Source organism: Variovorax boronicumulans (genome assembly GCF_019352895.1).
GTDB classification, from domain to species: Bacteria; Pseudomonadota; Gammaproteobacteria; order Burkholderiales; family Burkholderiaceae_C; genus Variovorax; species Variovorax boronicumulans_A.
On sequence record NZ_JAAAFX010000004.1, the window covers coordinates 2,368,485 to 2,381,779 of the forward strand.

Consider the following 13,295-nt stretch of genomic DNA (forward strand, 5'->3'; position numbering starts at 1 on the left):
CGGCCACGCCTACGCGAACTCAGACCAGCGCCGCGAAGCCCTGCCTGTGTGGAACCACTTCTACAACTGGCACCGCCCGCACCACGGCATCAATCTCGTGGCCCCCGTCTCGCGTCTCTCGATGTCTCGCAAGAACCTCTTGACACTTCACATCTAGGCGCGGACGCGGCGGTGCGAGAGACCTGACGCGGGAATCACGTGCCTCAGTTGCGTCCGACGATGGCGGCGGTGGCCATCAGTTCCTCGAGCAGGGCCATCGACACCTTGCCGGAGACGGCGTAGGGGTCGAGCTCCGGGCGCTCGGAATAGCGCAGCAGCGTGGCGGCATGGACCTTGGTCAGGTGCACCTGACCCATGGTCCAGCCCCCGAAACGGCGCTCGCTGATCTCTTCGTAGTGCAGCAGCACCACGTCCTTGTGGCGCGGGTCCTTCTGGATGTGGCCGTACAGGTCGCTCACGGCCGCGCGGCCGCCTTCGATGGCCTGCAGGAAGATGCCCGCGCTGTAGCACAGGATGCCCGTGATGCCGCAGGCGGTGTTGTGCGCCCTCGATTGCGCGAGGATCGCATCGGTGGCGCTCGTGCTGTTGTCGACCGCACGGCTGGCGTAGATGAGGCGTACCAGCATGGCGTTCAGCGCGAGCGCGGCAGCAGGGACAGGAATTCGCGGCGCAGGTTCGGGTCCTTGAGGAACACGCCGCGCATGACGGAGTTGATCATCTTGCTGTCCATTTCCTTGACGCCACGCCAGGCCATGCAGAAGTGCTCGGCCTCCATCACCAGCGCCAGGCCGTCGGGCTGGGTCTTCTGCTGGATCAGGTCGGCCAGTTGGACCACCGCCTCTTCCTGGATCTGCGGCCGGCCCATCACCCACTCGGCCAGGCGCGCGTACTTCGACAGGCCGATCACGTTGGTGTGCTCGTTGGGCATCACGCCGATCCAGAGCTTGCCGATGATCGGGCAGAAGTGGTGCGAGCAGGCGCTGCGCACCGTGATCGGGCCGACGATCATGAGCTCGTTGAGGTGCTCGGCGTTCGGGAATTCGGTCAGCGAGGGCGGCGGCACGTAGCGGCCGCGGAACACCTCGTTGAGGTACATCTTCGCGACACGGCGTGCGGTGTTGTCGGTGTTGTGATCGTTCTCGACGTCGATCACCAGGCTCTCGAGCACGCCCTTCATCTTGACCTCGACCTCGTCGAGCAGCGCCTCGAGCTCGCCCGGCTGGACGAATTCGGCGATGTTGTCGTTGGCGTTGAAGCGCTTGCGCGCGGCCCGCAGGCGCTCCCGGATCTTGACGGAGACGGGCGTCCCCTCGTCATCGGCCGGTGCGGCGGGGGGTTGGGGGGCGTCGATCTTCCTGAGCATGGCGGGAATCCTACCAGCGAACGCCCCGACGCCGCGGGGCCGCCGACGCACACCCCGTGCCCGCGCAGCGCTACTTATTCGATAGCGAGAAATCGGTCAGCAGCGGCAGGTGATCGGACATCCGGGCCCAGATCGGCCCGCGCGGCACGCTGCAGGCGACCGGCGCGAGCCGACGCGCATAGATGAAGTCGAGCTGCGTGACCGGCAGGCGCGAGGGATAGGTCAGCGTGGGCGGCCCGCGCAGGTCGCTGGAATCGCGCATGCCCATGGCGTTCATCGCGTAGCGCATGCGCGCGCCCCAGTCGTTGAAGTCGCCGGCCACCAGCACCGGCTCGTCGGGCGGGATCTCGCGCTCGATGAATTCGCGCAGCCGCGCGATCTGGCGCACACGGCTGCCCTTGATCAGGCCCAGGTGCACCACGATGGCATGCACCGGTGCGCCGTCGACGTCGATCAGCACGTGCAGCAGGCCGCGCTGTTCGAAGCGGTGGTCGGAGATGTCCTGGTGGGTGGTGCGGATCACCGGCCAGCGCGTGAGCAGCGCGTTGCCGTGCTCGCCGTGGCGCGTGACGGCGTTGGTCTCGTAGACGGCGGTGTAGCCCTCGGGGGCGAGAAAGTCGGCCTGCGGCAGCTCGGGCCAGCGCGCGAAATGGCGCTCGCCCTGCCGGTTCATCTTGCGCACTTCCTGCAGGCACACGATGTCGGCATCGAGCTGCTCGATCGCATGGCCGAGGTTGTGGATCTCGAGCCGGCGCGCCGGGCCGATGCCCTGCACGCCCTTGTGGATGTTGTAGGTCGCCACCCGAAAGGTGTTCGCGGTCGCGTTCATGGTGCAAATTGTGGCAGCAGCAGGATGGCTTCTGCGTTGGAGGGGGAAAAACAGGCGTCGGCCGCCTGGCGGTACGGCAGCCACTGCCAGGCCGTGTGCTCGCGCGGTGCCAGCACCGGCACGATGCACTCGGGCACGCACAGGCCGAACAGCTGCTCGGTGTTGCGCGTCACGCCCGGTGCGTAGCGCGCGCGCCAGCGCGGGTAGATCTCGTAGACGTTCTGCAACTGCCAGTCGCGCAGCTGCGAGGCCAGCGCGCTGCCGGGCAGGCAGTCGATGCCGGTCTCTTCGCCGACCTCGCGCGCCGCCGTGAGCGCCGGTGGCTCGTCGAGGTGGTCCTTGCTGCCCGTCACCGATTGCCAGAACTCATCCGCATCCGCGCGGCGGATCAGCAGCACGTCGAGCGCCGGCGTGTGGATCACGACCAGCACCGACTCGGGTATCTTGAAGGGTCTCATCGGCTGCGTGTGGAAGACGGCAAAGCAGCGACGGTACCGCATGCGGCCTTGCCATGGCCCGGGTTTTGGCGCCCCGGTAAAATTCGCATCGACGCAGCCATGGTGCTTCCCGGCAGGCCCGGAGAAGCCCACGCCACGCATTCCAGGAGCCCGGGCCTCGCCGCCCGCAGCACAAGCTCCGCGCGCGGCTCCATCCAACAGTCGGTAGACGTCGGTGCAGGGGACATACGGATTCGAGAGGAAGGCATCGGCCTTCGGTCTCGTTGTGTCCGTTCGTTCGCATGGCTCCCTGCACCCATCGTGCATGCCGCCCATCCGCGCCTCGTGCCCGGCCCGGGCGCCTCGGGGCCCAGGGCGAAGGACGGACGTCTTTCCACTCACAGGAATCACCAGATGATGATGTTGAAGAAAACCTACCCTGCCCTGCTGGGATTGGCGATGTCCCTCGCCCTGGTCACGGCCCATGCGGCAGAACCCAAAAAAGTGGATGTCATGCTCATCGGCGGCGGCATCATGAGTTCGACCCTGGGCATCTGGCTCAGCGAACTCGAACCCGGCTGGTCCATGGAAATGGTCGAGCGGCTCGACAGCGTCGCCAAGGAAAGCTCCAACGGCTGGAACAACGCAGGCACCGGCCACTCGGCCCTGGCCGAGCTCAACTACACGCCCGAAGACAAGAACGGCAAGATCGAGATCGCCAAGGCGGTGGAGATCAACGAGGCCTTCCAGATCTCGCGCCAGTTCTGGTCCTGGCAGGTCAGGAACAACGTGCTGAAAAACCCGCGCTCCTTCATCAACTCGACGCCGCACATGAGCTTCGTCTGGGGCGACGACAACGTGCAGTTCCTCAAGAAGCGCTACGACGCGCTGCAGGCCAGCCCGCTGTTCCGCGGCATGCAGTACTCGGAAGACCCGGCGCAGATCAAGCAATGGGTGCCGCTGATGATGGAAGGCCGCGACCCGGCCCAGAAGATCGCCGCCACCTGGACGCCCATCGGCACCGACGTGAACTTCGGCGAGATCACGCGCCAGTTCGTCGGCCACCTGCAGTCGCAGCCCAACTTTTCGCTCAAGCTCTCGAGCGAGGTACAGGACATCACCCGCAACGCGGACGGCACCTGGCGCATCGCCTACAAGAACGTCAAGGACGGCACGGCCACCCAGACCGACGCCAAGTTCGTGTTCATCGGCGCGGGCGGCGGCGCGCTGCACCTGCTGCAGAAGTCGGGCATCCCCGAAGCGAAGAACTACGCAGGCTTCCCGGTGGGCGGCTCCTTCCTCGTGACCGACAACCCGGCCATCGCCGAGCAGCACCTGGCCAAGGCCTACGGCAAGGCCTCGGTGGGCTCGCCGCCGATGTCGGTGCCCCACCTCGACACCCGCGTGCTCGACGGCAAGCGCGTGATCCTGTTCGGCCCCTTCGCCACCTTCTCGACCAAGTTCCTCAAGGAGGGCTCCTACCTCGACCTGTTCAGCAGCACCACGCCGCACAACGTCTGGCCGATGGCCAAGGTGGGCATGGCCGAGTTCTCGCTGGTCCAGTACCTGGCCGGCCAGCTGATGCTGTCGGACAACGACCGGATGAACGCATTGAAGGAATACTTCCCGAATGCGAAGAAGGAAGACTGGCGCCTGGTGCAGGCCGGCCAGCGCGTGCAGATCATCAAGCGCGACGAAGCCAAGGGCGGCGTGCTCAAGCTGGGCACCGAGATCGTCAGCTCGGAGGACGGCAGCCTCGCCGGCCTGCTGGGCGCCTCGCCCGGCGCCTCCACCGCGGCGCCGATCATGCTGGACCTGATGAAGCAGGTCTTCAAGGACAAGCTGGCGACGCCCGCCTGGCAAACGAAGATCCGCGAGATCGTGCCCAGCTACGGCACGGCGCTCAACGCCTCGCCCGAGAAGGTGGTGCAGGAATGGACCACCACGGCCCAGGTGCTGCAGCTGACCCCGCCGCCGACCATCGACCTCACGCCGACCGTAGCGCCCTCGCCGGCGCCGGCACCGGACAGTGCCCCGGCGGCCGCCCGCAAGCGCAAGCCCGTGGCCGACGTCGCGCTGTGACGCGCAGCCGGAGCGGCAGGCTCCGGCTTTGAAAACCCCAAAAAAAAGGGCACCCCTCGGGGTGCCCTTTCTTGTTGCGGCCTGCGCCGCGAACAGCGTCGTCAGACCGCAGCGGGCTGGACGTTGCGCAGCTTGATGTGCAGTTCGCGCAGCTGCTTCTCGTCGACCGGGCTCGGCGCCTGCGTCAGCAGGTCCTGTGCGCGCTGGGTCTTGGGGAAGGCGATCACGTCGCGGATCGACTCGGCGCCGGTCATCAGCATGACCAGGCGGTCCAGGCCGATGGCGATGCCGCCATGCGGGGGCGCGCCGTACTGCAGCGCGTCGAGCAGGAAGCCGAACTTGAGCTGGGCGTCCTCGGCGCTGATCTTGAGCGCGCGGAACACCTTGCTCTGCACTTCCTCGCGGTGGATACGCACCGAGCCGCCGCCCATCTCGATGCCGTTGAGCACCATGTCGTAGGCCTTGGCGATGCACTTCTCGGGCGCGGTGTCCATGAGGTCTTCATGACCGTCCTTGGGCGCCGTGAACGGATGGTGCACGGCCGACCAGCGCTGGCCTTCCTCGTCGAACTCGAACATCGGAAAGTCCACCACCCACAGCGGTGCCCAGCGGTCGTCGAACAGGCCGCTCTTCTTGCCGAAGGCGCTGTGGCCGATCTTCACGCGCAGCGCGCCGATCGCGTCGTTGACGATCTTCTCCTTGTCGGCGCCGAAGAACAGGATGTCGCCGTTGCGCGCACCGGTGCGCGCGATGATCTCGGCCAGCGTGGCGTCGTCGAGGTTCTTCACGATCGGGCTCTGCAGGCCGTCGCGGCCCGCGGCCGCGTCGTTGACCTTGATGTAGGCCAGGCCCTTGGCGCCGTAGATCTTGACGAATTCCTGGTACGCGTCGATTTCACCGCGCGACAGGCCGCCTTCGCCGCCGCCGCCCGGCACGCGCAGGGCCACCACGCGGCCGTCCTTCTGCGTCGCGGCGTTCGAGAACACCTTGAACTCGACGCGCTTCATCAGCTCGGTGAGTTCGGTGAATTCGAGCTTCACGCGCAGGTCGGGCTTGTCCGAACCGTACTTGAACATCGCGTCGCCATAGGTCATGGTCGGGAACACCGGCAGGTCGATGCCCGCGGCGTTGCGGAACATGGTGCGGACCATGCCTTCGAACATCTCGCGGATCTCTTCTTCCGACAGGAAGGAGGTCTCGATGTCGATCTGCGTGAATTCGGGCTGGCGGTCGGCGCGCAGGTCCTCGTCGCGGAAGCACTTGACGATCTGGTAGTAGCGGTCGTAGCCGGCCACCATCAGCAGCTGCTTGAACAGCTGGGGCGACTGCGGCAGCGCGAAGAAGCTGCCGTCGTGCACGCGGCTGGGCACCAGGTAGTCACGGGCGCCTTCGGGCGTGGACTTGCCCAGCATCGGGGTCTCGATGTCGATGAAGCCGTTGGCGTCGAGGAACTTGCGCGTCTCCATCGTGACCTTGTAGCGCAGCATCATGTTGCGCTGCATCGCCGGGCGGCGCAGGTCGAGCACGCGGTGCGTGAGGCGGGTGGTCTCCGACAGGTTGTCGTCGTCGAGCAGGAACGGAGGCGTCACCGAGGGGTTCAGCACCTTGAGCTCATGGCACAGGACTTCGATCTTGCCGCTCTTGAGGCCGTCGTTGGTCGTGCCTTCGGGGCGCGCGCGCACCAGGCCCTTGATCTGCACGCAGAACTCGTTGCGCAGGCCTTCGGCCACGGCGAAGGTGGTGGCGCGGTCGGGATCGCAGACCACCTGCACATAGCCTTCGCGGTCGCGCACGTCGACGAAGATCACGCCGCCATGGTCGCGGCGGCGGTTGACCCAGCCGCACAGGGTGACGGTTTCGCCCATCTGGGCTTCGGTCACGAGACCGCAGTAGTGAGAACGCATGGCCATAAGTCGATTCCGGCGCCCCGAGGGCGCGTGTTCATTCAGGAAGAAGTTGCGAGGGTCGCGGGGCCGCCGGGAACGACCACGCCCATCGAGACGATGTACTTGAGCGCCTCGTCCACGCTCATCTGGAGTTCGATGCAGTCGCTGCGCTTGAGCATCACGAAATAGCCGCCGGTGGGGTTCGGCGTGGTCGGCACGTAGACGCCGAGGTATTCGCCGCCGCCCAGGTGCGCCAGCACGTCGGCGCCCGGCGTACCGGTCACGAACGCGATGGTCCAGACGCCTTCACGCGGCCACTGCACCAGCACCGCGGTGCGAAAGGCGTTGCCGTTCTCGGAGAACAGCGTGTCCGACACCTGCTTGACGCTGGAGTAGATCGAGCGCACGACCGGGATGCGCCGCACCACCGCGTCGCCCCAGCCCAGCAGGCGCTTGCCGATGAAATTGCTCGCCACCGCGCCCACCACCAGCAGGATCGCCAGCGTGAACAGCACGCCCAGCCCGCGCACCTTGTGCATCGTGAGCCAGCTCTGCCAGTCCTCGGGCAGCAGCCAGAGCGTCTGGTCGAGGGTGTCGATGATCCACTTCAGCACCGCCAGGGTGACGAACAGCGGAACGATCACCAGCAGGCCGGCGAACAACCATTTGCGCAGCGCGAGCATGGCGAAGGCGGGCCCGTTCAGTCGCCGCTCTTGGCGGCGGGGGCCGGCGCGGGCGCCGGTGCAGGGGACGATGCAGCGGGCGCGGGCGCCGGACTGGCCGCGGGAGCAGGCGCGGCCGACGATTCACCGGACTTGGCACTGTCGCCCGAGGCCGGTGCGGTCGCGGGCTCGGCCTTCTTGCCGCCGCCCTCTCGGAAATCGGTCACGTACCAGCCCGAGCCCTTGAGCTGGAAGCCGGCGGCGGTCACCTGCTTCTCGAAGGTGCTCGCCCCGCAGGCCGGGCACACCGTGAGAGGGGCGTCGGACATTTTCTGCAACGCGTCTTTGGCAAAGCCGCAGGCACTGCACTTGTAGGCGTAGATAGGCATGGGAGTGGGCGAAAAAGAACGACGCAGCTGTCGCTCGCAAAGCCCGCAATTATAGGGCCGCGCCCGAAAGCACCCCGCCCGTCAGAGCGTGCCCTCGACCAGCGGGCGGTGCGGCGTACGGGTGTTGGCCACCCACTGCGGCGCCAGCGACCCGGCCACCATGCCCACGAAGGCCGCGAGCACGCCGGCCAGCTGCGCCGGAAAGGCCAGGCCCCAGGGCAGCGCCAGGAACAGCAGCCAGGTGCCGATGCCCAGCAGCACCGCCGCCATGGCGCCCTGCGTGGTCGCGCGCTGCCAGTAGAGCCCGCACACCAGCGGCACGAAGGCACCGACCAGGGGCACCTGGTAGGCACCGGAGACCAGTTCGTAGATGGGCGTGCCCTGCATGCGGATCGAATAGGCCAGCACCGCGGCGCTGAAGACCAGCGTGGTGATGCGCATGGTGCGCAGGTTCTCGCGGTCGTTGCCGGCCGGGCGGAACTGGCGCCAGATGTTCTCGGTGAAGGTCACGCTCGGTGCCAGCAGGGTGGCCGAGGCGGTCGACTTGATGGCCGACAGCAGCGCACCGAAGAAGAGCACCTGCATCACGAAAGGCATCTTCTCGAGCACCAGCGTGGGCAGCACCTTCTGCGGGTCGTCCTTGAGCAGGGCCGCGGTCTGCTCCGGCATGATCAGCAGCGCGCTGGCCACCAGGAACATCGGGACGAAGGCGAACAGGATGTAGGCGATGCCGCCGATCACCGGGCCGCGGGTCGCGGACTTGACGTTGTTGGCCGACATCACGCGCTGGAACACGTCCTGCTGCGGGATCGAGCCCAGCATCATGGTGATGGCCGCGGCGAAAAAGAAAACCATGTCCTTGTAGTTCGGCTCGGGCCAGAACTTGAACAGGTCCTTGCTGACGGCGAAGGCCACCACCTTGTCCGCGCCGCCGGCCATCTGGCCCGCGAACACCGCGATCACCGCCAGGCCCAGCACCAGGATGATCATCTGGATGAAGTCGGTGACGGCCACCGACCACATCCCGCCGAAGAGCGTATAGGCCAGGATCGACACCACGCCGATCACCATGCCCAGCGACACGCCGATGGCGCCGCCCGACAGCACGTTGAAGACCAGACCCAGCGCCGTGACCTGCGCCGAGACCCAGCCCAGGTAGCTCAGCATGATGATCAGCGAGCACGCCACTTCGATCACCCGGCCATAGCGCTCGCGGTAGTAGTCGCTGATGGTCAGCAGCGTCATGCGGTAGAGCTTGCCGGCGAAGAACAGGCCCACCAGGATCAGGCAGGTGCCGGCGCCGAAGGGGTCTTCGATGACGCCGTTCAGGCCGCCCTCGATGAACTTGGCCGGAATGCCCAGCACCGTCTCGGACCCGAACCAGGTCGCGAAGGTGGTGGTCACGATCATGAAGAGCGGCAGATGCCGCCCGGCAATCGCGAAGTCGGTGGTGTTCTTGACCCGCCGGGCCGCATAGAGCCCGATGGCGATCGTGAGCAACAGGTAGACGGCGACCAGGGTCAACAACACGACGATTTCTCCTCTTCTTCTCTCAATTCAATGCGGCTCTTGAAGGCCGCGCAAGGGCCGTGCCAGTCAGAAGACCTGGACGCGCACGACGATCTGCATCACGACCATGCCCAGCACGAAGCCCAGGGCCGTGGCGATCACGATCTGCAACAGCCGGTTGGTGCGTTTCTGCGCCGCCAGCAGCTCGAGCAGTTCCCGGCGATGGTCGGCCGGCTTGTTCTCCAGGAACTCGTGCAGCAGGCGCGGCAGCTGCGGCAGCAGCTTGGCGTAGCGCGGGGCCTCGGCCTTGAGCTGCGCGAACAGGCGCTTGGGGCCGATCTGGTCGAGCATCCACTTCTCGAGGAAGGGCTTGGCCGTGGCCCAGAGGTCGAGCTCGGGGTCGAGCTGGCGGCCCAGGCCCTCGATGTTGAGCAGCGTCTTCTGCAGCAGCACCAGCTGGGGCTGGATCTCGACGTGGAAGCGGCGCGAGGTCTGGAACAGCCGCATCAGCACCATGCCCAGCGAGATCTCCTTGAGCGGCCGGTCGAAGTAGGGCTCGCACACGGTGCGGATCGCGGCCTCGAGCTCGTCGATGCGCGTGCCCTCTGGCACCCAACCGCTCTCAAGGTGCAGTTCGGCCACGCGCTTGTAGTCGCGCCGGAAGAAGGCCACGAAGTTCTGCGCCAGGTATTCCTTGTCGGTCTCGGTGAGCGTGCCCACGATGCCGAAGTCGAGCGAGATGTAGCGCCCGAAGGTCTGCGGCTGCAGGCTCACCATGATGTTGCCGGGGTGCATGTCGGCATGGAAGAAGCCGTCGCGGAACACCTGGGTGAAGAAGATGGTGACGCCGTCGCGCGCCAGCTTGGGGATGTCGACACCGGCCGCGCGCAGGCGCTCGAGCTGCGCGATGGGCACGCCGTTCATGCGCTCCATCACGATCACTTCCGGGTGGCAGTAGTCCCAGAGCATCTCGGGGATCAGCACCAGCTCGAGCGTCTCCATGTTGCGGCGCAGTTGCGCGGCATTGGCGGCTTCGCGCACCAGGTCGAGCTCGTCGTGCAGGTACTTGTCGAACTCGGCGATCACCTCGCGCGGCTTGAGGCGCTTGCCGTCGGCCGAAAGGTTCTCGACCCATCGGGCCATCATGGCCATCAGCGCCAGGTCTTTCTCCATGACCGTGCGCATGCCCGGGCGCAGCACCTTGACCGCCACGTCGCGCAGCGTGCCCTTGGCATCGCGCACGGTCGCGAAATGGACCTGCGCGATCGACGCGCTGGCCACCGGGGTCTCGTCGAACTGCACGAACACCTCGCCGACCGGGCGGCGGAAGGCGCGCTCGATGGTGGCGATGGCGATGGCCGAGGGAAAGGGTGGCACCCGGTCCTGCAGCCAGGCCAGCTCGTCGGCGATGTCGGGCGGCAGCAGGTCGCGCCGTGTCGAGAGCACCTGGCCGAACTTGACGAAGATCGGGCCGAGGCGCTCGAGCGCCTCGCGCAACCGCTGGCCGCGCGGCGCATCGAGGTTGCGGCCGATCGAGACGACGCGCGCCACGATCCGAAGCCAGGGCTTCTGGAAGCTCGTGAGCACGAGCTCGTCGAGGCCGTAGCGCAGCGCGACCCAGACGATGAAGATGCCGCGATAGAAGCGCGTCATTCGACGCCCGCGCCGCCAATGCCTGGTTTGCGCGTGCGATCGCCGACGAACTGCCGCAGCGCGGCGACGACGCGGCGCGCTGCGTTGCCCAGGGTATGGGCCGGCACGTCGCCGATCACGCGGGCGAGGTCGTCCTCGACGTCCCAGCGCACATGGTCGACCAGCCAGTTCACCTCGGCCGCGAGCTGCACGTCGCCGACGATGCGCACCGCCGGCTTGTCCCCGCGCAAGGTGGCGCGGGCCAGGTCGAACGGCGAGGTGTCGGTCACGGTGAGCGTGAGTTCGGGGACCGCGCCCTCGGGCGCCAGGTCGAGCAGGCCGGCCGGCGTGGCGATCAGCCGCATCGTGACGAAGCTCCACTCGAACTGCACGACACGCCCCTTCTGCCGCACCAGGCGCTGCTGCGCCTCGGGTTCTTGCTGCAGCACATGGTTGAGGAAGAGCACCGCGCGGTGCTGGACCTCGTGCACGGCCCACGGCGGCGGCTGCAGCCGGGTGCCGATACGGCTGACGAGGTCATTCAAAAAAGCGAATGGGGACGATGGTGTGGCCATGTCCCCATTATTCCCGACCCGGCCCCTGGATCGGGGCCTGTGGCGCGACAGATCGCGCCTATCTATGGCCTCATTGCAGCGCCTGGACGCCCGCCACCAGCCAGCCGCCGCGGCCATCGGTCGGCTTGGCCATGTTCCAGACTTCGCGGAACGGGCTCGGGCCGGCCGATGCGTCTTCGCGGATCATCCCCGAGAACTCGACGCTCGCCAGGTAGGCATCCGGCGCTTCCTCGATGCCCAGCAGCTTGGCGTCGAGCATCACGACCTCGGTCTTGTTGGGCTGGCTGCCGGTGTGCACTTCGCGCTCCGCCAGCTGCGACTGGATCTCGCCGACCATGCTGTCGGTCATCATCGAACGCAAGGTCTGGATGTCGTTGCGGTCCCATGCGCCCTGCAGGGTCACGAAGTTGCGCTTGGCCGCGGCCAGGAAGCCGTCGACGTCGAAGCCGGCCGGAATGCCCCACGACTGGGCGCCGTCGAGTGCCGAACCGATCATGCTGGCGCCACCCGCCACGGCCGCACCGGCCATCGACGAACCGCCGTTGCCGGCCTGCGCTGGCGCCGGCGCGCTGTCGAAGGCAGCGTTCTGCTGCTCCCAGGGACGCGCCGAGGCATCGTTGCCGACGTTGCCGGGGTTGTACTGCGCTGGCGCCGCAGGGTTGCCGGGGCTGCCCGCGCCCTGGAAGGCGAAGCCACCCTGGCCCGAGCCGTTCTGTTGCCGCGAACGCGCCGCGAAGATGCGCCACACCACCACCGCCGCCAGCACCAGCAGACCGATCAGCAGCATGTTGCCGAAGGCGGCGCCCAGGCCCAGCGAATTGGCGAGCCAGGCCAGGCCCAGGCCGGCGGCCAGGCCGCCCAGCATCGCGCCCCATGGGCGCTTGGGTGCCGCGGCGGCCGCAGGGGCGGCGCCAGCGGGCTTGGCGGGCGCGGCGTTGGTCGCGTTCTGTGCCGGTGCACCCGGCGTGTTGGCCGGCGGGGTCGCCTGGCGTTGCGTCACGTTGCCCGATTGGCGGCCAAAGGACTTGCCGCCGCCCATGCGCGCGGCCTCAGCCTGCATGCCGACCAAGGTCATGGCGCACACCAGCAAAACGGTACCCAATTTTTTCATCATGAAGTCTCCTCAGATCGCCATAAATGGCACTGCAATCGTCAATTCAACACTTGATTCCAACATGCAGGGCGACCACGCCCCCCGTCATGTTGTGATAGTCCACATGCCCGAAACCACCCTCTTTCATGAGGGTCTTGAGCTCTTCCTGCGCCGGATGCATCCGGATCGACTCGGCCAGGTAGCGGTAGCTCGCGTCGTCGCCCGCCACCACCTTGCCCAGGCGCGGCAGCACCTTAAAGGAATACCAGTCGTAGGCCTTCTGCAGGGGCTTGGCGACCTTGGAGAACTCCAGCACCAGCAGCTTGCCGCCGGGCTTGAGCACACGGTTCATCTCCTTGATGGCCGCGTCCTTGTGGGTCATGTTGCGCAGGCCGAAGGCCACCGTCACGACGTCGAAGTGGGCGTCGGCGAAGGGCAGCTTCTCGGCGTCGCAGACCATGGTGGGCAAGGCCACGCCGGCGTCGAGCAGGCGGTCGCGGCCGGTGCTCAGCATGGCCTCGTTGATGTCGGTGTGCACCACCTGGCCGGAGGCGCCGACCTTCTTGGCGAAGGCCAGGGCCAGGTCGCCCGTGCCGCCGGCGATGTCGAGCACGCGCGAGCCCTCGCCGACGTTGGCCACCATCACCGTGTAGGCCTTCCAGGCGCGGTGCAGGCCCATCGACATCAGGTCGTTCATGATGTCGTAGCGGGTGGCGACCGAATCGAAGACGCCGCGCACGCGGCGCGCCTTGTCGCTTTCGTCGACGTTCTCAAAACCGAAATGGGTGGTGCTCATGCACCCGATGTTAGGGCGGAAGCGCCTGCCATCAAGTGGACG

Annotated in this window: 13 protein-coding genes; 1 reads left to right on the forward strand and 12 read right to left on the reverse strand. The window is 67.1% G+C overall.

Annotated elements, in window-relative coordinates; genetic code table 11:
* Positions 1–203: 203 nt before the first annotated feature.
* The 4 genes from K0H49_RS12630 to nudB form a co-directional block, all read right to left on the reverse strand.
* Positions 204–626, reverse strand: a complete 423-nt coding sequence (locus K0H49_RS12630) for a BLUF domain-containing protein (protein ID WP_219212559.1) — start codon at positions 624–626, stop codon at positions 204–206.
* A 5-nt stretch (positions 627–631) separates the two neighbouring features.
* Positions 632–1,363, reverse strand: coding sequence for a GTP cyclohydrolase I (folE, locus tag K0H49_RS12635; RefSeq protein ID WP_219212561.1), 732 nt, complete (start codon positions 1,361–1,363; stop codon positions 632–634).
* Between the two features lie 70 nt (positions 1,364–1,433).
* On the reverse strand, positions 1,434–2,192 hold the full coding sequence (locus K0H49_RS12640; protein ID WP_219212562.1) for an endonuclease/exonuclease/phosphatase family protein: 759 nt from the start codon (positions 2,190–2,192) through the stop codon (positions 1,434–1,436).
* Entirely contained in the window at positions 2,189–2,650 is a 462-nt protein-coding gene (nudB, locus tag K0H49_RS12645) for a dihydroneopterin triphosphate diphosphatase (RefSeq protein WP_219212564.1), read from the reverse strand. Before nudB ends, K0H49_RS12640 begins: the two co-directional genes overlap by 4 nt.
* Before the next feature lie 399 nt (positions 2,651–3,049).
* On the opposite strand from nudB, the gene mqo reads away from it, so the two are divergent.
* The gene (gene mqo, locus K0H49_RS12650) at positions 3,050–4,711 is read left to right on the forward strand and encodes a malate dehydrogenase (quinone) (protein ID WP_219213289.1); all 1,662 of its coding nucleotides are present in this window, start codon (positions 3,050–3,052) and stop codon (positions 4,709–4,711) included.
* A 101-nt stretch (positions 4,712–4,812) separates the two neighbouring features.
* Here the strand turns inward: mqo and aspS are convergent, their stop codons facing one another.
* The 8 genes from aspS to ubiE form a co-directional block, all read right to left on the reverse strand.
* The gene (gene aspS, locus K0H49_RS12655; protein ID WP_219212566.1) at positions 4,813–6,621 is read right to left on the reverse strand and encodes an aspartate--tRNA ligase; all 1,809 of its coding nucleotides are present in this window, start codon (positions 6,619–6,621) and stop codon (positions 4,813–4,815) included.
* 35 nt (positions 6,622–6,656) lie between these two features.
* Complete coding sequence (locus K0H49_RS12660; protein ID WP_219212569.1) at positions 6,657–7,280, reverse strand: DUF502 domain-containing protein; 624 nt, start codon at positions 7,278–7,280, stop codon at positions 6,657–6,659.
* Between the two features lie 17 nt (positions 7,281–7,297).
* Entirely contained in the window at positions 7,298–7,648 is a 351-nt protein-coding gene (locus K0H49_RS12665) for an FmdB family zinc ribbon protein (protein WP_219212571.1), read from the reverse strand.
* 81 nt (positions 7,649–7,729) lie between these two features.
* Positions 7,730–9,178: a sodium:solute symporter family protein gene (locus K0H49_RS12670; protein ID WP_219212573.1), complete on the reverse strand. Its 1,449-nt coding sequence runs from the start codon at positions 9,176–9,178 to the stop codon at positions 7,730–7,732.
* A 66-nt stretch (positions 9,179–9,244) separates the two neighbouring features.
* On the reverse strand, positions 9,245–10,810 hold the full coding sequence (gene ubiB, locus K0H49_RS12675) for a ubiquinone biosynthesis regulatory protein kinase UbiB (RefSeq protein WP_219212575.1): 1,566 nt from the start codon (positions 10,808–10,810) through the stop codon (positions 9,245–9,247).
* Positions 10,807–11,364 (reverse strand): ubiquinone biosynthesis accessory factor UbiJ, encoded by a 558-nt coding sequence (locus K0H49_RS12680; RefSeq protein ID WP_219212577.1) that lies wholly within the window; start codon positions 11,362–11,364, stop codon positions 10,807–10,809. The genes ubiB and K0H49_RS12680 overlap by 4 nt, the downstream gene beginning before the upstream one ends.
* Positions 11,365–11,434: 70 nt before the next feature.
* Complete coding sequence (locus tag K0H49_RS12685; RefSeq protein WP_219213292.1) at positions 11,435–12,475, reverse strand: Tim44 domain-containing protein; 1,041 nt, start codon at positions 12,473–12,475, stop codon at positions 11,435–11,437.
* A gap of 46 nt (positions 12,476–12,521) precedes the next feature.
* On the reverse strand, positions 12,522–13,253 hold the full coding sequence (gene ubiE, locus K0H49_RS12690; protein WP_219212579.1) for a bifunctional demethylmenaquinone methyltransferase/2-methoxy-6-polyprenyl-1,4-benzoquinol methylase UbiE: 732 nt from the start codon (positions 13,251–13,253) through the stop codon (positions 12,522–12,524).
* Positions 13,254–13,295 lie beyond the last annotated feature (42 nt).

Excerpts from the sequence above, each read along its gene's own strand:
- K0H49_RS12630 (WP_219212559.1), bottom strand. The coding sequence starts at position 626 with ATGCTGGTACGCCTCATCTACGCCAGCCGTGCGGTCGACAACAGCACG.
- folE (WP_219212561.1), bottom strand. The coding sequence starts at position 1,363 with ATGCTCAGGAAGATCGACGCCCCCCAACCCCCCGCCGCACCGGCCGAT.
- K0H49_RS12640 (WP_219212562.1), bottom strand. The coding sequence starts at position 2,192 with ATGAACGCGACCGCGAACACCTTTCGGGTGGCGACCTACAACATCCAC.
- nudB (WP_219212564.1), bottom strand. The coding sequence starts at position 2,650 with ATGAGACCCTTCAAGATACCCGAGTCGGTGCTGGTCGTGATCCACACG.
- mqo (WP_219213289.1), top strand. The coding sequence starts at position 3,050 with ATGTTGAAGAAAACCTACCCTGCCCTGCTGGGATTGGCGATGTCCCTC.
- aspS (WP_219212566.1), bottom strand. The coding sequence starts at position 6,621 with ATGGCCATGCGTTCTCACTACTGCGGTCTCGTGACCGAAGCCCAGATG.
- K0H49_RS12660 (WP_219212569.1), bottom strand. The coding sequence starts at position 7,280 with ATGCTCGCGCTGCGCAAATGGTTGTTCGCCGGCCTGCTGGTGATCGTT.
- K0H49_RS12665 (WP_219212571.1), bottom strand. The coding sequence starts at position 7,648 with ATGCCTATCTACGCCTACAAGTGCAGTGCCTGCGGCTTTGCCAAAGAC.
- ubiB (WP_219212575.1), bottom strand. The coding sequence starts at position 10,810 with ATGACGCGCTTCTATCGCGGCATCTTCATCGTCTGGGTCGCGCTGCGC.
- K0H49_RS12680 (WP_219212577.1), bottom strand. The coding sequence starts at position 11,364 with ATGGCCACACCATCGTCCCCATTCGCTTTTTTGAATGACCTCGTCAGC.
- K0H49_RS12685 (WP_219213292.1), bottom strand. The coding sequence starts at position 12,475 with ATGAAAAAATTGGGTACCGTTTTGCTGGTGTGCGCCATGACCTTGGTC.
- ubiE (WP_219212579.1), bottom strand. The coding sequence starts at position 13,253 with ATGAGCACCACCCATTTCGGTTTTGAGAACGTCGACGAAAGCGACAAG.